This window comes from Marinobacter sp. P4B1, assembly GCF_001447135.1.
In the GTDB taxonomy this organism is placed as follows: domain Bacteria; phylum Pseudomonadota; class Gammaproteobacteria; order Pseudomonadales; family Oleiphilaceae; genus Marinobacter; species Marinobacter vinifirmus.
Genome location: NZ_LLXM01000015.1, coordinates 577,999 through 596,770, shown reverse-complemented (window position 1 = coordinate 596,770; position 18,772 = coordinate 577,999). Strand labels below are relative to the sequence as shown.

Genomic DNA, 18,772 nt, shown 5'->3' with positions numbered 1-18,772 from the left:
GACATTGATAATTGTCAGAGCAGTGTAATGGCAGTGCCGGGAGGTGCCCTTGATGCAGGTCATTGGCGTCTGCATCTATTGACGGGCTAATGATCGCTTGCGTGGGAGGGCAGGGGTGCGCTTGTTGATTCGAGACCGGCCCGGGCGGGCTGGCCCCAGTAATAACCCTGGCCCTGCAGGCCGGGGAACTGCTGAAGCCAGACGGCGATGGCTTCTTCTTCCACACCTTCCACGACAACGTCCAGGTCCAGGGCGGTGCCCAGTTCCAGTGCCGCTTTCAGGATTTTCTGGCGGGCCGGATAGTCCAGAACATTGTGCAGGAAGCTGCGGTCTATCTTCAGTTCATCCAGCCGGAACAGGGCCAGGGTGCCCAGGGAGGAATGGCCGGAACCGAAGTCGTCCAGGGCAATCCGGAAACCCATGTCGCTGAGGATTTCGATGGTATGCCGGGCCAGCTCCGGGTCGGTCATCATGGCGGTTTCGGTGATCTCCAGGATGATATTCCGGGGCAGCAGATGGTGCCGGCGCAGGATCGCCCGGGCCTGTTCGGCGAACAGCGGGTGAGCCAGGTCCTTGGCAGAAATATTGACGCTGATGGCGATGTGGTCGCCGTACCTTGCCCGCAGGCCGCTGGCATCACGGCAGGCCCGGTCCAGCACCCAGCGGGTAACCTGGTGGATAATGCCCACTTCCTCGGCCAGCGGAATCCACTGGTCCGGGGGGATTCGTCCGAATTCGCTGTGTTCCCAGCGCAGCAGGGCTTCCACCGAGCTGATCCGGCCGTCGCGGATACTCACTTTCGGCTGGTATTCCAGCCACATGTCGCCGGAGTTCAGGGCATCTTCAACGTCCAGCATCAGGATCTGCTGGCGGTACTGCCACTCGGCAATAGACGGGTCATAAACACTCAGGGCATTGTCGCTGTTCAGGGAGGCAAAGCCCGCCGCCGACAGCAGGCTGCCGGCGTCGGTGCCATGCTCCGGGGCGTGGGCAAGGCCCAGTGACGCAGCCCAGGAGAACGAAAACCGGCCTTCCATGAAGTTGCCCGATAACCAGTCGGCAATGGCACTCAGGGCGCGGGTTTCGAGCTCCGGCTGGTTCGGGCTGCGGCGCAGGGCAAAGGCATGGTTGACGGTATCCAGTGTGGCAATGGCATAGCCGTTGATGGGAATCAGCTGCTCGCCTAATGCCTGTTTCAAGAACCGGTTCATCTTCCGCAGGTACTGCCTCAACAGCTCTTCGGCAGAGCGGTAACCCAGCGCCTGCTCCAGTTCATTGAAGCGGGTCAGCCGCACCATGCACAGCGTGTAAGGGGTTTGCCGGCTGTCGATGGCGGTCAGTGCCTCTTCCAGCATGGGGCGGTTGGGTTTGCCGGTTACCCGATGGGTTTTCAGGACCCGGTCGTAATCCTGTTCGATGCGGGCGCGCAGGGCCTGTTCTTCCCGGGCGCGGATGTCGGCGCTCAGCCGGCGTTTGCGCTCTTCCAGTAACAGCCGGCCGACACCGCTGGTGAGGATCAGGGAGCCGGCGGCTGCCCCCAGAAAGAACGCGGAGTCGGTCAGCGGATTGACCGGCAGCCAGCCGATGGTTGTCAGGGACGTGGTGAGTGCGCCGACCAGAATGGCCAGTACCGACAGGGCGAAGTAACGGGCGTAGACGTGCTTGCGGATCTGCCCCAGCACCAGTCCGAAGATGAACATGCCACCGGTGGCGGCAACTACCAGGAACACATCCTGCCCCAGCGGGCCGATGGCGAAGGGGGCCGCCAGCAGGTGCAGGCCGGCGGCCAGGCTGAAGCCCCGGAGTAGCCGGGCGCCATGCCGGCCCACGGCAATAAAATGGGGGGTGAATTCACACAGGGCAATCAGGCATAGTGGCAGGCTGACGGACAGCAGGGCGTTGAGCTCCGGTATGCCGGGCCAGATCAGCCAGAGCCCAAGGCCATCCATCACCAGCTGGCTGTAGATAACACCCACCATCAGCACACTGAGCCAGGCCAGTCCGGGCCGGCGAAGCCTGATGACAATGCTCAGGTTGAGCAGCAGGGCAAACACCAGCATGCCGGTGACGAAGGATTTCCAGACCATGACCGGGAGGTCAGGCTCGGCGATGGCCGTGTCGCCAACCAGCGACGAAGCGTGTTGGCCCAGAAATGCCGCCAGCAAACCATAGACTGCCACCACCAACAGCACCACAAACGGAAACCAGCGTTGCAGCCCGTTGCCACTGGCGCGCCGGCCCCGGGCGCGCTCTGGGCTGTGTTGGTTTTTGGAGGCTGCGCCCATTCCGTAGCAATCCTGATTGGTGCAAAGGCTTTGATACACAATGTTACTCGATATAACATCTTGCAACATTATGAATTTGAACAAATTTTAATGCATTTAAAGATATTTTACATTTGGAGTTTCATGCGGATGGTTAAAATGAGACCTGTTCCCGATAGCTCCATTCCAACAGAGGATACCCCGTGACCATCCAGATACTGACCACCGGCGGCACCATCGACAAGGTGTACTTTGATGCCATCAGCAAGTTCGAGATCGGCGACAGCCTGTTGCCGGAACTGCTGGCAGAGTCGAATATCCATGAGGGCTATGCCATCCGGGAGCTGATGCGCAAAGACAGCCTGGAACTGACCGATGACGACCGCGACGGCATTCTCGAGGCGGTAAAGCAGACCGAACATTCCCGCATTATTATCACCCATGGCACGGACACCATGGCCCAGACGGCCCAGGTCCTGAAAACCCTGCCCGATCGCACCATTGTGCTGACCGGGGCCATGCAACCGGCCCGGATGCGTCGTACCGATGCCATCTTCAATATCGGCTTTGCCTGGGCGGCGGCCCGGCTACTGCCGCCGGGGGTCTACATTGCGATGAATGGCGAGGTGTTCGAGGCGGGAGCGGTGCGCAAGAACCTGGAGGCCCAGAAGTTCGAACGTATCGATGACGCAGCCCGGTAGCGCTCGCTAAACCGAATCGATTTCTGACCGGGTCAGTTCCCGAAACTGGCCCGGTGCCAGCCCTGCATCCAGTTCAATCGCGCCGATGCGTTGTCTGTGCAGTGTCGTGACATGGTTTCCCACCGCCGCCAGCATGCGTTTGACCTGGTGGTAACGGCCTTCGCTGATGGTCAGCTCTATCTCCTGTTCAGAACAGGCCACCACCTGCGCCGGTCGCGTGGCCGTGTCTTCTCCGTTGAGCTGAATGCCTTGTTCCAGGGCCTGTCGGGCTTCCGCCGTTAAGGGCTCGGCCAGTTGTACCCGATAGGTTTTCGGGCAGTCCCGCCGGGGCGAGGTAACCCGGTGCGACCACTGGCCATCGCTGGTGAGCAGGAGGAGTCCGGTGGTGTCTTTGTCGAGCCGTCCGGCAATGTGCACCTGCCGCGCCAGTTCCGGTGGCAGCAGGTCCAGCGCGGTGGGCTGGCTGCTGTCGGTGGTGGCGCTGATCACGCCGGCGGGCTTGTGCAGCATCAGGTACAGCTCGCCGGGCAGGGTCACCGGCTCGCCGTCGAGCAGCACGCTGTCTCCGGTGTTGATGTTGGCGCTGGTGCTGCGGCACAACTGACCGTTCACCTGAACCCGCTTGCCGGTGATTGCCCGCTTGGCGTCTTTGCGGGACAACCCGGTGCCGTTGGCAAGGTATTGGTCCAGGCGCATCAGCAAGCATGTCCCTGAGCCGGCGGGGCCAGTGTGGCCAGGCACAGCACCGGCAGCTCTCCGGTCAGCCGGGCCCAAAGCAGTGGCAGGGCGTCCGGATTGACGGCCGGCCGGCCCAGCCGGCCGCTGGGGATCGGGGCTAAACCCTGATCCGAGAGGTTCGCCAGGGTAAAGGTAAACGGGTGCGCGCCGGGAATGCCCAGGCGGATGTCGGTGGCGGTAATCTGTTGGTCGGCCTGCTCATAATGCAGGAAGCCGCGGGTGAACCACTCAAGGCGCCGGGCTTCCGGCAGGTCTGCTACCCGGGCCCGGAGCACCGGATTGCGGGGGAAGTACTCCAGTGACAGTTCCGGCGTGCGATCCAGAAAACCGGTAACAATCTCCACCCGGGTGTCGTCGGTGATGGCCGTGGCCCGCCATAACAGGGTATTGAACGGCATGGGTTGTACCATCAGAGCCGGCTGTTCCAGCCCGGCCCGGGCCAGTGCCGGTTGAACCCTGTCGGTGATGATCTGCTGTGCAACCAGCGTCCAGCCCAGATACAGGGTGGATAGCCCCAGTGCCAGGCTCAGCGCGGTGCGAGCCGGCGGGCGCACCAGAAACGCCAGGCAGCCTGCCAGCAGCGGCAGGGTGTAGAGCGGGTCAATAATGAAAATACTGTTGATAGCCACCGGAGTGCCGAACGGCCAGAACAGCTGGGTGCCGTAGGTGGTGAACGCGTCCAGCAGGGGGTGGGTGATCAGGATAAGTGCTACCAGCGCCAGCCATCGCCGGTAGCTTATGACAGGCTTCCAGCGCCACAGGCCCCAGGCGATCAGCAGCGACAGGGGCGCGAGAATCAGCAGGGAATGGCTGAAGCCCCGGTGCTGGGTAAAGTTGGCGACCGCGGTGCCATAGTCGATGACTACGTCGAGGTCCGGCAGGGTGCCCAGCAAGGCGCCGGTCAGCAGTGCCGACCGCCCCAGGGTTTTGCCAGCCACGGCTCCGGCCAGGGTGGCGCCAAGGGCGGCCTGGGTAATGGAGTCCATGGTTCAGCTACCGGCCTGGATATCCAGCGCCTGCAGCAGTTGCCCGGACGGAAAGCCGTCGGCAATAAGGCCTTCGGCTTTCTGGTACTGGCGGATGGCCTTGCGGGTGTTGGAACCCAGAATGCCGTCAGGCTCGCCGCTGCTGTAGCCCTTGGCGTTCAGGCTTTCCTGCAGCTGCATGATCTGATCCCGGGATAAGGCAGGCTGGTCTTCCGGTGGTGGGTTCTGCAAGCCGCCGGCACCGGCCACCCGGTCGGCCAGGTGGCCAACGGCGATGGCGTAGAACTCCGAGCGGTTCCAGCCCATGATGACCCGGAAGTTGCTGTAAGCCAGGAAGGCCGGGCCCTGGTGGCCGCTGGGCACCACCAGTGCGGCTTTAATGGGCTCCCGGGCCAGGGCGTTACCGAAGGCATCGGTAATGCCCAGTTTCCGCCACTCGGCCAGGGGCAGCCGGCGACCATCGGCCTGGCTGAAGTCAAAGTTTTCGGGCAGTAATACTTCCCGGCCCCAGCGGTAGTCGCCGTCCCAGCCCATGGATTCCAGGAACTTGCCGGCCGACATCATGGCATCGGGCAGGCTGTTCCACAGGTCCCGGCGGCCATCGCCATCGGCGTCTACGGCGTGTTTCAGGAACACCGTGGGCATGAACTGGACGTGGCCCATGGCGCCGGCCCAGGAGCCTTCCATCTGCTCCGCCGGAATGGCGCCCTCGTCGATAATGCGCAGGGCGGCAATCAGCTGTTCGGTGAAGAAGGTCGTGCGGCGCGGGTCACAGGCCAGGGTGGTCAGGGCACTGGGCACCTGCATCTTGCCGAAGTAGCTGCCGTAGTTGGTTTCCAGGCCCCAGAACGCCACCAGGTATGGCGCAGGCACACCGGTTTCCCGGGTCACCCGGGCCAGCAGGTCCTTGTGCTCGGCCAGCATTTCCCGGCCCTTGCTGATCCGGCTTTCGTTAACCCGGCGGTTCAGGTAGTCGGCAAAGGTGGTGGTGAACTCCGGTTGCCGGCGGTCCAGTTCGATTACCCGTTCCAGGTAGCTGACATCGGCCATCACCCGGCTGGCAGTGTCGGCACTGACACCGGCCTGGACCGCTTTGTCTTGCAGGCCTGCCTTGCACTCTGCAAAGGCGGCGTCGGTCATGGTGGGTAGTTCTGCCATCGAAGCCTGGCTGGTAAAGAGCAGGGCTGGCAGGAAAAGGGCAGTCAGGGCGTGACGTACTGGCCCCGGCATCGGCTGATTGGCCACAGTAAAACCTCGCAAGATGAATGGGCGGGTATGAATGCCATGTTAGCGCGTTTTTACGGTTCGGAAATACCGCTGAACCGGCCCGGGAGTGACAATTCTTTAATCCCGGAGTTCCGGTACCCGTTCTACCAGTCGCTCACGGGGGAAGTGGCAGATGAATTCGCTGCCTTCGCCGGGTTTGCTGCGGATTTCCAGGTTGCCATCGTGGTTGATCAGCACGTGTTTGACGATGGCCAGTCCCAGACCGGTGCCACCGGTGTCTTTATGCCGGCTCGGGTCGGCGCGGTAGAAGCGCTCGGTCAGGCGGGGAATGTGAACCGGGTCGATGCCGATACCGCTGTCTTTGACGGACAAATGGGCGCCGTCGCGGTTGGCCGTCCAGGACACGGTCACTTCGCCTTCCGCCGGCGTGTACTTCACGGCGTTGAACACCAGGTTGGAGAAGGCGCTGCGCAGCTGGCTTTCATCGCCCTGCAGCAGCCGGTGGTCGGAAATATTGACGGTAATGCGGTGCTGTTTGCTGCCGCTCAGGGCCTGGGCGTCGTGACAGATCTGGTTCAGCAGGGCATCCATGTCGGCAAGGGTGTCATCTACCGTGTGTTCACCGGTTTCAATACGCGACAGCAGGATCAGGTCGGTAATCAGTGCTTCCATCCGGGATGACTGGGCGGCCATGGTGTTGATGGCCCGGCGCCACTTGGGTGGCAGTTCGTCGGCATGGTCAACGAGGGTTTCGAGGTAGCCGCTGATTACCGTGAGCGGGGTGCGCATTTCATGGGAAACGTTGCCCACGAAGTCCCGGCGCATCTGTTCCAGCTGGTACAACCGGGTAACGTCCTTGGCCACGATCAGGCGGTCGTCGTCGCCGAACAGGCTGATCTGGATCTGCAGGTGGAGATGGGGCTTGGCCGGGGAATTCAGTTCCAGTGGTTCCCGGTAGTCCCGGGAATCGAAGTAGGCCTTGAAGGCCGGGTTTCGGATCAAGTTGTGGATGTACTGGCCCTGGTCGGTACTGCGCCGGAACCCCAGCAGGTATTCGGCAGAGCCGTTCCACCATTCCATGGCACCCCGGGCGTCGGTCATGATCACGCCGTCGCGCATGGCGTTGGTGGATTCCTGAACCCGGTTGATACGGGCCCGGAGGCGGTCCTGGGTACGCAGGTGGCTCTGGTGCAGCTTGTTCAGGCCGTCAAACATGCTGCCCCACATGCCGATACTCTGGGGCGCTTCTTCACTGGCGTCCGGGTTGCCCAGCCACTGGTACAGGCGGCGGGCCTGGATCAGGGTCCACCAGAGGTAACCCACCAGGCCAACCAGCAAGCCGTATACCGGTTCACCAAAATACAGGCCAACCAGCGTGGTGCCGGCCAGGCTGGCCAGGATCAGGCGCAGATATCGTGACCAGTTGTGTTGCATCAGGCGCAGCCTTGTTCTGTGTTCTGGTATCAGGCCAGGGGCCGAAGCGGTTATGCGACCCTGGTGGAGAACCTGTAGCCGGTGCCCCGGACGGTCTGGACCAGGTGGTCGTAGCGGTCGCCAAGGGCCTTGCGCAGGCGCCGGATATGTACGTCTACCGTACGCTCTTCAACATAGACATTGCCACCCCAGACCTGGTCCAGCAACTGCGACCGGGTATAGACCCGTTCCTGGTGGGTCATGAAAAACTGCAGCAACCGGTACTCGGTGGGGCCCATGGTCAGGGCGCCTTCCGGCGTGGTTACCCGGTGGCCGACAGGGTCCAGGGTCAGCCCGTCTACTTCGATCGGGCTGTCGACGCCGGCCGGCGTTGCCCGGCGCAGTACCGCTTTCAGCCGGGCAACCAGTTCCCGCGGGCTGAAGGGCTTGGTGATGTAATCGTCGGCACCAACTTCCAGGCCCTGGATCTTGTTGTCTTCCTCAACCTTGGCGGTCAGCATGATAATCGGGATGTCGGCGGTTGCCTCTTCCTTTTTCAGCCGCCGTGCCAGCTCGACACCACTGGTGCCCGGGAGCATCCAGTCCAGCAGGATCAGGTCTGGCTGCCGGTCAACAACCAGGGCGTGGGCCTGGCGGGCATCCTCTGCCTCGAGGTAGTCGTAATCAGCCATTTCGAGGGCCACGGCGATCATTTCGCGGATGGCTGGCTCGTCATCGACGATCAGGACAGTTTTTCCATTCATGTGCTTCAACCTGTGTCAGAACCCCGGGAGCAGGGTTTGCGCTCCCCAGTAATGTTGCTGGCTCATTACAACGCGTCTTTGTTACAAGTATATGACACGATTGAGTTAGCGGCGGTTCCGTGCATGCTGGCAACTCAGAGAAGCTGGTCGATCACCAGCCCGGCAAATACCGCAAACCCGGCCCAGTTGTTGTTCAGGAAGGCCTTGAAGCAATCTTCCCGGGCGCGGTCGCGGGCCAGGTACTGGTGATAGGCAAACAGGCCTGCCATTACCGCCACGCCCAGATACCAGAACGCGCCCAGTTCTGCCTGGCCTCCTACAATCACCAGGATCAGCACCACCAGCGCCTGCAGTATGCCGATGATCGCCCGGTCGGCTTCGCCGAACAGGATGGCGGTGGATTTAATGCCGATTTTCAGGTCGTCATCCCGGTCCACCATGGCATAGAGCGTATCGTAGGCCACGGTCCACAACACGTTGGCGGTGAACAGCAGCCAGGTAAGCTGGCTCAGCTCGTTGGCCTGGGCGGCCCAGGCCATGGGGATGGCCCAGGAGAACGCGGCCCCCAGAAACAGCTGGGGCAGGTGGGTGTAGCGCTTCATGAACGGGTAGATAAACGCCAGCAGGGCGCCGCCGAATGACAGGTACAGGGTCAGCCGGTTGGTGAACAGCACCACCATCAGGAAGGAAACCAGGCACAGGCCCAGAAACAGGGCAACGGCTTCCCAGGACTGGATGCGGCCGGTGGTCAGGGGGCGGTCCTGGGTGCGTTTTACGTGGCGATCCCAGTCCCGGTCGGCAAAGTCGTTGATGGCGCAGCCGGCGGCCCGCATAAAGAACACGCCCAGGGTGAAAATAATGACGTTGGCAATGGACGGGCTGCCGTCGCCGGCCAGCCAGAGTGCCCAGTAGGTGGGCCAGAGCAACAGCAGGCTGCCGATAGGCCGGTCAATGCGAAGCAGGCGGGCATAGTCGGCCAGGCGTGCCTGGACAGGGTCTGGCAGGGCATTCTGCAACATGGTGCGCTCTTCCGTGGGTCAGGTGCGTGGCAAACACCGGATTATAGCCAGCCAGGGCCCGGGGGTTAAACCGAAGCTTACCGGTACAGCACCGGCAACAGGTATTCGCCCACCATCAGGGCGTTGTTGCCGTGGTGGAACAGGGAACGCCGGGCCAGCCGGGGCTGAAGCGGATGATCGGGCTGGCACAGGCCGGTTTCCAGCGGCCCCCGTGACCAGTCCGGGCTGCTGAACAGAAAGGCACCCAGGGGCTTGTTGCCCAGGTGGCGCAGTTGCCTGCCCTTGCCTTCAAAACAGTGGTGGGGGATGACCGTGCGGGCCAGGACCCAGGGCTGGCCATCGCCGCACAGGCGGACTTCGCGGATCCAGGCCTGTTGTCGGGGCTGCAGCCCGAGCCGGCGAACCTCTTCCGGGAACGGCGTGGCGTAGCCTTCGCGCGCGACTTCCACATGGAAGCTCTCGAGGCACCGGTGCTTCAGGGCCTGGGTGAAAGACCCTTCCACCTGCAGCCAGTAGCGGGCCGGGCCGTGAACTTCCGGGTTGCGCAGCCCGGCCGCAGCCAGCGACCGGTACCAGCGGGTAGGCGGGATCTTCAGGCTGTTTTCCCGGTCAGAGTCCTTTGACAGCATAGATGCCGGGGGCGTTACGCCAGTAACCTTTGTAGTCCATGCCGTAGCCGAACAGGAAGCGGTCTTCAACGTAGAGGCCGGTAAAGTCGGCTTTCAGGCCCGGACGGGCCTTGCGGTCGTGGATCTTGTCGACCAGTACCGCGGTCAGCACTTCCCGGGCGCCGTGGGCCATGCAGTAGTCAGCGATGGCGCACAGGGTGGTGCCTTCATCCAGGATGTCGTCGACAATCAGCACCGTGCGGTCTTGCATGTCGGATTCCGGCTGGAGTTTCCACTCGAGGATGCCGCCGGTGGTTTCCTGGCGGTAGCGGGTGGCGTGCAGGTATTCCGCCTGCACCGGGAATTTGAGGCGGGGCAACAGCTGGCCGGTTGTGATCAGGCCACCGTTCATAACGCAGAACAGCAGCGGGTTACTGTCTTTCAGGCGATCGGTGATGGCCGAGGCCATGGTGTCGATGGCGGCACTTACCTGTTGTTCGTCTACCAGGCAGTCGGCTTCAGCCATGACCTGGTTCATTTCGGCGACGGTATCGGTCATAACGGTCGGTCCTGTCGTAAAACCGGCGATTATACCGAACCGGTTGCCCTGAAGGGAGGGGCAGATGGTGAACGGACTATCTGTAATCATGCCTATTGGCACAAAACCCGGGCAACCGGCGTCTCGCGTGGCATTGGTCACAGGCCGGGTGGAGGGTATTATGGCGCCCGGGATTTTAACGGAGAGCAAGTATGAAGAAGTGGCAGTGTGTAGTGTGTGGCCTGATTTACGACGAAGCCGAAGGCTGGCCGGAAGACGGCATCGCGCCGGGCACGAAGTGGGAAGATGTGCCGGATGACTGGGTATGCCCGGACTGTGGCGTGGGCAAGGAAGACTTCGAGATGATCGAAATCGGCTGATTAACGGAGCAGGACTATGACCGACCAGGCACCGATTGTAATAGTAGGCACCGGATTGTCCGGATACTCGCTGGTGCGGGAACTGCGCAAGCTGGATAAAACCGCTCCGGTGGTGATGGTAACCGCAGACGACGGCGTGAATTACTCCAAGCCGATGCTGTCCACCGGCTTTACCAAGGGTAAGGATGCAGAAGGGCTGGCCCAGGGCGACACCAGGGCAATGGCCGAACAGCTGTCGGTGGACATTCGCACCTACAGCACCGTTACCGGTATTGATACCGGTGCCCGCGAGCTGGTGCTGGGCGACGAGCGGCTGGCCTACAGCAAACTGGTGCTGGCCTGGGGCGCGGATGTGATCCGGCTGGGCCTGGACGGTGATGGCCTGGACCGGGTCTATTCGATCAACGACCTGCTGGATTACCGGGCGTTCCGCAAGGCCCTGGAAGGTGGCAAGCGGGTGGCCATCATGGGTGCGGGGCTGATCGGCTGTGAATTTGCCAACGACCTGCGCAACGGCGGTTATGAGGTGGATGTGATTGCCCCGGATGCCGCCGTTATGCCCAGTTTGCTGCCGGAGGCGGCCGCCAACGCCGTGCAGCAGGAGTTGCAGGCCCTGGGTGTGAACTTCCACCTGGGCACGGTGGTACAGCGGGTGGATCGCGACGGGCAGGGCGTAAAGCTTGCGCTGGCCAACGGCGACACCCTGGCGGCAGACCTGGTGGTTTCTGCGGTCGGTCTGCGGCCACGCACCGAGCTGGCCCGGGCTGCGGGCATTGAAGCCGGTCGCGGCATTGTGGTTAACCGGGCCCTGGAGACGTCTGCACCGGATGTCTATGCCCTGGGTGACTGCGCCGAGGTAGACGGCCAGGTGCTGCTGTATGTATTGCCGTTGATGGCCTGTGCCCGCGCCCTGGCGAAAACCCTTACGGGTGAACGCACCCAGGTGAGCTACGGTGCCATGCCGGTGATGATCAAAACCCCTTGTTGTCCCACCGCGGTGTGCCCGCCACCGGCTGGTGCCGAAGGCGAATGGGACATCGAGCAGGAGGGTTCAGACGTGAAAGCCCGCTTCCTGTCGCCATCGGGCGAAGTGCTCGGGTTTGCGGTGACCGGCCGGTTTGCCGTGGAAAAACAGGCGCTGTCCCGGGAAGTGCCGCCCATCCACAGTGACTGAGCGTTGCGAAATTGTTTCACCTGAGGTAGAAAATCTTTCGTAAGCTAAGGAGCTGGTCGCTGGCTCCTGACCAAAACAACAGGAGCATGCATGCTGGAAATAACCCGGAAGCTGATTGATTTGCTGGATTTGTCGCCCATCGGAGATGACCATTTTCAGGGTGACAGTGAGGATCTCGGCTTTCCCCATGTGTTTGGCGGCCAGGTACTTGGGCAGGCGTTGATGGCGGCCAGCCGTACCGTTGAAGGCCGGTTGTGCCATTCATTGCACGCCTACTTCCTGCGCCCCGGCAACCACAGCATGCCGATTGATTACGAGGTTCAGCGGGTTCGCGATGGCGGCACGTTTTCGGTGCGCCGGGTCATTGCCCGCCAGGACGGCAAGGAGATCCTGACCGGTTCCATGTCATTCCAGGTGGCCGAGGAAGGGCTCAGCCACCAGTTCCCGATGCCGGAAGCGCCAGCGCCGGAAACCCTGAAATCCGAACAGGAACTGGGGCAGTTGCTGGTGGACCAGGTGCCGGAGAAGCTTCGGGACGTGCTCACCCGGGACCGGCCCATCGAGATCCGCCCGGTGAACCCCGGCAACCCGCTCAAACCGGAGAAACAGCCGCCCTACCGCCAGAACTGGTTCCGGGCCCTGGGGCCACTGCCGGATGATCCGGTCTTGCACCGCTGCCTGCTGACCTACGCGTCGGATTTCTCGTTCCTCGGCACCTCCATGGCACCCCACGGCCGCACGTTCATGAACCGGAACATGCAGGTAGCCAGCCTGGACCATGCCATCTGGTTTCACCGGGACTTCCGAATGGACGAATGGCTGCTGTACGACAAGGACAGCCCCAGTGCCTCCGGCGGTCGTGGTTTCAATCGGGGTAATTTCTTCACCCGGGATGGCGTACTGGTGGCTTCGACCACTCAGGAAGCGTTGATCCGGGAACGGCAGGGCTGATCTGCCAGCCAGTCGATAATGCGGTCAAAAGGTTGCGGCCGGGCCAGGATATAACCCTGAACCAGGTCGCAGCCCATGCTTTCCAGCAGCTTCAGTGTTTTCTCACTCTCCACACCCTCTGCCACCACGGTGTAGCCCAGGCTGTGGCACATCTCGATGGTGGTGCGCACAATGACCCGGTCCTCCTCCCGCTCTGCCAGCTCGGTGATCAGTGAGCGGTCGATCTTGATCTCGCTGGCGGGCAGCTGCTTGATATAAGACAGCGAGGAATAGCCGGAGCCGAAGTCATCAATGGACAAGGGGATGCCTGCGGCATTGATGGCTTTCAGGGCTTTCAGGGAGTTGGCCGGGTCCTGCATCATGGAGGTTTCCGTTACCTCGAAGGCCAGGTCTCCGGCGGGGCACTGATAGCTCTGCATCATTCGTTGCACAAACACCGGGAAGTCCGGTTCCCGCAGGTTGTTGGGGGAAATGTTGACGGCGATACGAGTCGGAGCGCCCTTTGCCGCCAGCTTTTCCCGTATTTCCAGTGCTTCCCGCAGCACCCAGCGGGTGAGGGGTTTGATCAGGCCGGTTTGCTCGGCCAGTTCGATCACTTCATGGGGCGGGACTTGCCGCTCCCGGTCCGGCCAGCGGATCAGGGCCTCGAAGCCGGTAATGTCGCCGCTTTTCAGGCACTGTTTGGGTTGCAGGTACAGGGTCAGCTGGTTCAGCTCCAGTGCCTGTCGAAGCTCGGACACCAGGGTCAGCCGTTCGGCGCTGTAGGAATCCTTCGACGGCTTGTAATGGGCCACACCCCGTTCCCTGGCCCGTTCCGAACCCTCGGCAATGACGGCTCGCCGGATCAGGGTGTTCACGTCCGTGCCATGATCGGGGTAGATGGCCACCCCCAGCTGGGGGGTGAGCGGTATCTGCATGCCCAGGAAGTCAATGGGCTGGCGGATCACTTCGATATCCCTGAGCACGTGGCGAGGTACGGATTCCGTGCGGTCAGCGTAACTGATCAGCGCGAAGGTTTGCGGATCCAGGCTGGCCAGGTAGAAATCCCGGCCCTCGCTCTGTTCGATGGCAATGATGCCCGGAACATTCCGGGTGACATCGTTGAACTGTCGGGATGCCAGTTCCAGTATCCGGTCGGTGTTGCGGTGCCCGAGCGTCTTGGTCACGGCATACAGGTTGTTCAGGTGAATCACTGCAATGCCCAGCCGTTGCTTCGGATTGCGGCGGATCAGTTCGCTCACCCGCAGCTCGAAACTGCTGCGGTTGGGCAGCCCTGTCAGCGGGTTGTGCAGGGCCTGGTCCATCAATCGCAGTTCCGCGTTGCGGCGGGCTTCCAGTGCGTGCAGTTCCGCTTCCCGCGAGTGCAGGCGGTCCTGCCGTTCCCGGTAGATCCGGATCGCCAGGGCCAGGCTGAGCAGCATGGCTTCCAGGGCCGAGCCCAGTTCCATGCCGTAGGAGGTAATAAAGTTGTTGGGAATCCAGCCGTATTTGTTGGCGGCCGTGATGGCGCTACCGAGGGTCAGTGCCGCCCAGGCCAGGGTGTAGTACATGGCCTGGGGGTTGCCCCTGAGCCACTGCAGGGGGCCGATAAAGGTCAGCAGCAGTGAGCTTGGAATCACCAGGGCCACGCTCAGGCGCATACCGGTGTTGTAATCGATGAACAAGTTGGCCGCCGCCATGGCCAGGTTCAGGGCGAGCACCGCCAGTACCAGGCGATCCATTTTCGGGCTGACCTGTTTGAGCCGTAAAAACGCCCTGGAGAACATCAGGGTGCAACTCATGGCCAGGGGCACAATCATCGCCATGGCCCGGTTCTGTATGGTCGGACTTTCCGGCCACAGTAGCTGGTAGGTAATACCGTTCAGGCCGCCCACCAGCAACAGGTAGCCGAGGGTGGAGAGCACATAGAACAGGTAAACGGCTTCTTTCAGGGCGATAAAGACAAACAGGTTGAAGCAGATAACGGCAATCAGGATGCCGTAATAAACGGCGTGGAGCTGGCTTTCAACGGAGGCCTTTTCGAAATAGCTACGATTGTTCCAGAGCTGCAGTGGTGCCTGCATGGCACCTTCTGTCTGTATCCGCAGCAACACCTGGTAATTGCCGCCAGGCGCCAGTTGCAGGGGGAACAGGAAATGGGGATGTTGTACCGGCCTTTCGGCAAAGGGCATACGGTCGCCGGTTATTACTTCCCGCAGTAACCGGTTGTCTTTAAACAGATAGAAGCCGATAGCGTCGAGCTGCGGGTAGCTGATTTCCAGCAGGTTGCTGTTGCTTGCGTCGGTAACCGGGAACCGGAGCCAGACCTGGTCCCGGATATAGCCAAAATTGGGGGTCTGGTCCGGCAGCCTCTGCCATTGATCCGAGGCCATGACTTCGCTGGCGGTGACGCTGGCATCCGGGGCCAGGCGCAGATACTCCATTTCCGGAATATAGGACGCAGGTGCCGCATGGAGGTGAAGCGACAAAGTCAGCAAAGCTGTCAACGCTGCCAGAAGCCGGGCCAGTTTCATCAGGATCTGTTGTTACCGTTATTATCGTTCTGAGTCGAGTATGGCCTGTCGCTGCAGGTGGCTCAAGGGCAGCCGGACAGAGTTTTGGCAACTTGTGTAAATAAAGGTCAGATTCCGTTAACCCACTCTTTTACCCAGGGCAGGGCTTCGGCTTCAGGCTCCATGGTTTCCAGCGCGTCTATGCGCAGGGTTTCCCCTACCTTGCGGGCAGCGGTTTCGTACAGGGCTTCTTCCATCAGGTCGCCGGCGCCGCAGAAGGTGTCACCGTAGGAGCTGTCGCCCAGCACGATAATGCCGAAAGGGCGACCAGGCTGCTGTGGCAGTTGTTCCCGCAGCGCCAGGTAAAACGGCAGCAGGTTGTCAGGGATTTCCCCCTGGCCGGTAGTAGAGGTGCAGACCAGCAGGGCGTCGTCGTTGCCGGTAATGTCTTCCAGGGCCGGGGTCTCCAGCACGGTCACCTGGTGCCCTTCGGCTTCAAGCTCTTCCTTGATCTTGCGGGCGGTCAGCAGGGCGCCGCCGTAAACACTGCCGGTGAGTATTCGAATTGCTGCCATGTTACTGCCTTATGTCTGTTCAGGTATCTGCATTGCCGGCAGAGATGGTAATGCGGCAATGGGCCGCGCTCAAGCCGGGCTTTCCGCAGCGGGCTGGCTGTCCTGGCTGCGCACCCTCGGGGCGATGCGGTTGCGGCCATCTTCCTTGGCACTGTAAAGGTTGGTGTCGGCCAGTTTCAGCAGCTCGTTGACGGACCCGGCCTTGGAAATCGAGCAGACGCCGGCACTGATGGTCACCGGCAGGATCTGCTCCTGGTGGCGGAACTCGGTAGCCGCCACTTCCGCACGCAATCGCTCTGCCAGGGTCAGGGCCTGCAGCAGGGTGGTGTCGGGCAGCAGGATCAGGAATTCCTCACCGCCCCAGCGCGCCGCGATATCCGTTTGCCGGATCACCTTGCGCACCAGGCTGGCAAAGTGCCGGAGGGCGGCATCGCCGGCATCGTGGCCGAAATCGTCGTTGACCCGCTTGAACAGGTCCAGGTCAATCAGCACCACGGAAAAGTGGTGCCCGGAGCGCTGGTAGCGGGAAAACTCGGCGGCAAGGCGGTTGTGCATATCCCGCCGGTTCGCCAGGCCGGTGAGCTCATCGGTACGCGCTGCTTTTTCATGGCTTTCGGCCAGTTTCAGCAGTTTGTTTCGGGCCTGAAGACGGCCGGCCTCCAGCACAAAGCAGAAAATGGATTCGAAGGTGAGGGTGGCAAAAAAGCGTATCTTGAAGTCAGTGGAGTATTCGGCGGCTACTCCGGGCAGGTTGGGAAACTGGAATACGATGATCGCCAGCAGATAGCAGAACAGCAGGATGGCGGTGCCGCCCTTCAGGCTGGTGAGGAAAAACAGTAGCGGAGGGAACACGTAGAACCACAGGGGGCCGGTGTTGCCTTCGCCGCCCGAGGCGATCAGGTAAGCAAACAGCAGGGCAACGGTAATCAGCAGTCCCGCCTTCTGCGCCAGCCGGTTGCCGGTCCGGAAATACCAGAGCATATTGGCCAGCACCGGTATATTGAACAGCCAGAGCACGATGGCATGGGTGTGATGGTCGGCGAACCAGGCCTTGAGGCCGATGCCGGTGAGGAACAGCAGGGCCATGGCGGATAACCCGGTTAATAGCCGGGAAATCTGCCGCTCCTCATGGTCTGTGGATATGATCTGGCTAGCGCCGGTGGCATCCGTCATCTTGTGTTGTTCTTTTTGACAGGTTTTTGCCAAGTATGCGCCAAAAAACCGCGGCTTTGGAGTGATGTCCGTCCGGTTTGTGATCTTTGGTCTCCATGACAGTTCGGTTTCAATTTTATGATAAAAATTTTATAGTTTGCGCGCGGCAAAATTGCCTGAACTCATTCCGTTCACAAGAGACCTAATTGTTTATGGCCCGTTCCAGCAGCTTTCTGGATAACCTTCTCAGCAGCCCCTCCACGGAACGGTACAGGGTTGGTTTCAGTGTTCTGTTCCTGCTCTGTGTCTGGTTGATTGTCGGCTCTTTCAGTCAGGGATTACCCAACAGCATGTTGCTGATGGCCGCAGCGGTCATCGGTGGTTATATGGCCATCAATATCGGTGCCAATGACGTAGCCAACAACGTGGGCCCCGCGGTGGGTTCCGGTGCCTTATCGCTGGGCGCCGCCGTGTTGCTGGCGGCGGTGTTCGAGGCAGCCGGCGCGCTGATTGCCGGTGGCGACGTGGTCTCTACCATCAAGGGCGGCATTATTGACCCTACCACCCTGGAAGATCCCCGCGCCTTTGTCTGGCTGATGACGGCAGCTTTGCTGGCCGGCGCACTTTGGCTGAACCTGGCCACCTGGATGGGCGCGCCGGTTTCCACGACCCACTCAATTGTGGGCGGTGTGCTGGGTGCCGGTATCGCGGCCGGTGGCTGGGCCATCGCCGACTGGGGTGTGATGGGCAAGATTGCGGCCAGCTGGGTGATCTCTCCGGTATTGGGTGGTGCCCTGGCAGCGCTGTTCCTGTTTGCCATCAAGAAAACCGTGCTGTACCGGCAAAACCTGGTGTCGTCGGCCCGCACCTTTGTGCCTGTCCTGGTATCGATCATGGCCTGGGCGTTCACAACCTACCTGATGCTCAAGGGCGTGAAGAAAATCGTAAAGGTGGACTTCCTGTCGGCGTCGATCATGGGCCTGGTGGTGGCTGCCGTGGTGTGGTTCATCATGCGTAACCTGGTGAGCCGTCGTGCCGCGACCATGGAAAACAGTTCCAAGGGCGTGAACACGCTGTTCACCTGGCCGCTGATTTTTGCTGCCGCGTTGCTCAGCTTTGCCCACGGTGCGAACGACGTCGCCAACGCCATCGGGCCGCTGGCAGCGATCAACGATGCTATTCGCGCCGGTGGTGGCGTGGTGACCTCTGCCAGCATTCCGCTGTGGGTCATGATGGTGGGTGCGCTTGGCCTGGCCGTTGGCCTGATGTTGTTCGGCCCGCGCCTGATCAAGACCGTGGGCAGCGAGATTACCGAGCTGGACAAGACCCGGGCCTTCTGTATCGCCCTGTCGGCGGCACTGACGGTAATCCTGGCGTCCCAGCTGGGGCTGCCGGTCAGTTCAACCCATATTGCTATCGGTGGCGTGTTCGGTGTGGGCTTCCTGCGGGAGTACCTGAAGTCCAACTACGCCAGCCAGCTGCACAAGATGATCGAGCACCATGACCCGGCGGATCAGGAGCGCCTGAAGCCGTTCCTTGACGATTTCCGCAACGCCTCTGTGGAGGAAATGGAAAAGCTGCTCAAGCAGGCGAAGAAGAAAAAGGAACAGGTGCCGCTGTCCAAGTCCGAGCGCAAGCGCCTGAAGAAGATTTACAAGGAAGAGATGGTCAAGCGCTCCCACCTGGTGAAGATTGCCGCAGCCTGGATTATCACCGTGCCGGCGTCCGCCCTGATGGCTGCGTTCCTGTTCTTCGCCCTGCGGGGTTTGATGGTTTAATGCCGGGCGGGG

Annotated in this window: 17 protein-coding genes; 5 read left to right on the top strand and 12 right to left on the bottom strand. The window is 61.4% G+C overall.

The window, feature by feature from the left end; all coding sequences use genetic code 11:
• Positions 1 to 86: 86 nt before the first annotated feature.
• Positions 87 to 2,285 (bottom strand): EAL domain-containing protein, encoded by a 2,199-nt coding sequence (locus AQ621_RS14415; RefSeq protein WP_227508348.1) that lies wholly within the window; start codon positions 2,283 to 2,285, stop codon positions 87 to 89.
• Positions 2,286 to 2,467: 182 nt separating this feature from the next.
• On the opposite strand from AQ621_RS14415, the gene AQ621_RS14410 reads away from it, so the two are divergent.
• On the top strand, positions 2,468 to 2,965 hold the full coding sequence (locus tag AQ621_RS14410) for an asparaginase domain-containing protein (RefSeq protein ID WP_058341991.1): 498 nt from the start codon (positions 2,468 to 2,470) through the stop codon (positions 2,963 to 2,965).
• Positions 2,966 to 2,971: 6 nt separating this feature from the next.
• On the opposite strand, the gene AQ621_RS14405 is transcribed toward AQ621_RS14410, so the two are convergent.
• The 8 genes from AQ621_RS14405 to AQ621_RS14370 form a co-directional block, all read right to left on the bottom strand.
• Complete coding sequence (locus AQ621_RS14405) at positions 2,972 to 3,661, bottom strand: pseudouridine synthase (RefSeq protein WP_058341990.1); 690 nt, start codon at positions 3,659 to 3,661, stop codon at positions 2,972 to 2,974.
• Complete coding sequence (locus AQ621_RS14400; RefSeq protein ID WP_058341989.1) at positions 3,661 to 4,689, bottom strand: metal-dependent hydrolase; 1,029 nt, start codon at positions 4,687 to 4,689, stop codon at positions 3,661 to 3,663. The genes AQ621_RS14405 and AQ621_RS14400 overlap by 1 nt, the downstream gene beginning before the upstream one ends.
• 3 nt (positions 4,690 to 4,692) lie before the next feature.
• Complete coding sequence (locus AQ621_RS14395) at positions 4,693 to 5,919, bottom strand: lytic murein transglycosylase (protein ID WP_058342445.1); 1,227 nt, start codon at positions 5,917 to 5,919, stop codon at positions 4,693 to 4,695.
• A gap of 114 nt (positions 5,920 to 6,033) precedes the next feature.
• The gene (gene phoR / locus AQ621_RS14390; RefSeq protein ID WP_058341988.1) at positions 6,034 to 7,350 is read right to left on the bottom strand and encodes a phosphate regulon sensor histidine kinase PhoR; all 1,317 of its coding nucleotides are present in this window, start codon (positions 7,348 to 7,350) and stop codon (positions 6,034 to 6,036) included.
• 50 nt (positions 7,351 to 7,400) lie between these two features.
• Positions 7,401 to 8,093 carry a phosphate regulon transcriptional regulator PhoB gene (gene phoB, locus AQ621_RS14385; protein WP_022988492.1) on the bottom strand — a complete coding sequence of 231 codons (693 nt, stop codon included), beginning with the start codon at positions 8,091 to 8,093 and terminating at the stop codon, positions 7,401 to 7,403.
• Between the two features lie 134 nt (positions 8,094 to 8,227).
• Positions 8,228 to 9,112, bottom strand: a complete 885-nt coding sequence (ubiA, locus tag AQ621_RS14380) for a 4-hydroxybenzoate octaprenyltransferase (RefSeq protein WP_058341987.1) — start codon at positions 9,110 to 9,112, stop codon at positions 8,228 to 8,230.
• Positions 9,113 to 9,189: 77 nt separating this feature from the next.
• Positions 9,190 to 9,741: a chorismate--pyruvate lyase family protein gene (locus AQ621_RS14375; protein WP_058341986.1), complete on the bottom strand. Its 552-nt coding sequence runs from the start codon at positions 9,739 to 9,741 to the stop codon at positions 9,190 to 9,192.
• The gene (locus AQ621_RS14370) at positions 9,722 to 10,279 is read right to left on the bottom strand and encodes a hypoxanthine-guanine phosphoribosyltransferase (RefSeq protein WP_058341985.1); all 558 of its coding nucleotides are present in this window, start codon (positions 10,277 to 10,279) and stop codon (positions 9,722 to 9,724) included. Before AQ621_RS14370 ends, AQ621_RS14375 begins: the two co-directional genes overlap by 20 nt.
• A 191-nt stretch (positions 10,280 to 10,470) precedes the next feature.
• On the opposite strand from AQ621_RS14370, the gene rubA reads away from it, so the two are divergent.
• The 3 genes from rubA to tesB all read left to right on the top strand — a co-directional run bounded on the left by rubA (position 10,471) and on the right by tesB (position 12,763).
• Positions 10,471 to 10,638 carry a rubredoxin RubA gene (gene rubA / locus AQ621_RS14365; protein WP_058341984.1) on the top strand — a complete coding sequence of 56 codons (168 nt, stop codon included), beginning with the start codon at positions 10,471 to 10,473 and terminating at the stop codon, positions 10,636 to 10,638.
• A 16-nt stretch (positions 10,639 to 10,654) separates the two neighbouring features.
• Positions 10,655 to 11,812, top strand: coding sequence for an NAD(P)/FAD-dependent oxidoreductase (locus AQ621_RS14360; RefSeq protein ID WP_058341983.1), 1,158 nt, complete (start codon positions 10,655 to 10,657; stop codon positions 11,810 to 11,812).
• Between the two features lie 90 nt (positions 11,813 to 11,902).
• Complete coding sequence (gene tesB, locus AQ621_RS14355) at positions 11,903 to 12,763, top strand: acyl-CoA thioesterase II (RefSeq protein WP_022988486.1); 861 nt, start codon at positions 11,903 to 11,905, stop codon at positions 12,761 to 12,763.
• On the opposite strand, the gene AQ621_RS14350 is transcribed toward tesB, so the two are convergent.
• From AQ621_RS14350 to AQ621_RS14340, 3 genes are all read right to left on the bottom strand, one after another.
• Positions 12,730 to 15,276, bottom strand: coding sequence for an EAL domain-containing protein (locus AQ621_RS14350; protein ID WP_058341982.1), 2,547 nt, complete (start codon positions 15,274 to 15,276; stop codon positions 12,730 to 12,732). The two genes, tesB and AQ621_RS14350, sit on opposite strands and share 34 nt — an antisense overlap.
• Positions 15,277 to 15,383: 107 nt before the next feature.
• Entirely contained in the window at positions 15,384 to 15,830 is a 447-nt protein-coding gene (locus tag AQ621_RS14345; RefSeq protein ID WP_058341981.1) for a flavodoxin, read from the bottom strand.
• Between the two features lie 69 nt (positions 15,831 to 15,899).
• Positions 15,900 to 17,003, bottom strand: coding sequence for a GGDEF domain-containing protein (locus AQ621_RS14340; protein WP_058341980.1), 1,104 nt, complete (start codon positions 17,001 to 17,003; stop codon positions 15,900 to 15,902).
• Positions 17,004 to 17,194: 191 nt separating this feature from the next.
• On the opposite strand from AQ621_RS14340, the gene AQ621_RS14335 reads away from it, so the two are divergent.
• Positions 17,195 to 18,760 (top strand): inorganic phosphate transporter, encoded by a 1,566-nt coding sequence (locus AQ621_RS14335; RefSeq protein WP_058341979.1) that lies wholly within the window; start codon positions 17,195 to 17,197, stop codon positions 18,758 to 18,760.
• Positions 18,761 to 18,772 lie beyond the last annotated feature (12 nt).

Coding starts and splice junctions, on each gene's coding strand:
- AQ621_RS14415 (WP_227508348.1), bottom strand. CDS start 2,285: ATGGGCGCAGCCTCCAAAAACCAACACAGCCCAGAGCGCGCCCGGGGC.
- AQ621_RS14405 (WP_058341990.1), bottom strand. CDS start 3,661: ATGCGCCTGGACCAATACCTTGCCAACGGCACCGGGTTGTCCCGCAAA.
- AQ621_RS14400 (WP_058341989.1), bottom strand. CDS start 4,689: ATGGACTCCATTACCCAGGCCGCCCTTGGCGCCACCCTGGCCGGAGCC.
- AQ621_RS14395 (WP_058342445.1), bottom strand. CDS start 5,919: ATGCCGGGGCCAGTACGTCACGCCCTGACTGCCCTTTTCCTGCCAGCC.
- phoR (WP_058341988.1), bottom strand. CDS start 7,350: ATGCAACACAACTGGTCACGATATCTGCGCCTGATCCTGGCCAGCCTG.
- phoB (WP_022988492.1), bottom strand. CDS start 8,093: ATGAATGGAAAAACTGTCCTGATCGTCGATGACGAGCCAGCCATCCGC.
- ubiA (WP_058341987.1), bottom strand. CDS start 9,112: ATGTTGCAGAATGCCCTGCCAGACCCTGTCCAGGCACGCCTGGCCGAC.
- AQ621_RS14375 (WP_058341986.1), bottom strand. CDS start 9,741: ATGCTGTCAAAGGACTCTGACCGGGAAAACAGCCTGAAGATCCCGCCT.
- AQ621_RS14370 (WP_058341985.1), bottom strand. CDS start 10,279: ATGACCGATACCGTCGCCGAAATGAACCAGGTCATGGCTGAAGCCGAC.
- rubA (WP_058341984.1), top strand. CDS start 10,471: ATGAAGAAGTGGCAGTGTGTAGTGTGTGGCCTGATTTACGACGAAGCC.
- AQ621_RS14360 (WP_058341983.1), top strand. CDS start 10,655: ATGACCGACCAGGCACCGATTGTAATAGTAGGCACCGGATTGTCCGGA.
- tesB (WP_022988486.1), top strand. CDS start 11,903: ATGCTGGAAATAACCCGGAAGCTGATTGATTTGCTGGATTTGTCGCCC.
- AQ621_RS14350 (WP_058341982.1), bottom strand. CDS start 15,276: ATGAAACTGGCCCGGCTTCTGGCAGCGTTGACAGCTTTGCTGACTTTG.
- AQ621_RS14345 (WP_058341981.1), bottom strand. CDS start 15,830: ATGGCAGCAATTCGAATACTCACCGGCAGTGTTTACGGCGGCGCCCTG.
- AQ621_RS14340 (WP_058341980.1), bottom strand. CDS start 17,003: ATGACGGATGCCACCGGCGCTAGCCAGATCATATCCACAGACCATGAG.
- AQ621_RS14335 (WP_058341979.1), top strand. CDS start 17,195: ATGGCCCGTTCCAGCAGCTTTCTGGATAACCTTCTCAGCAGCCCCTCC.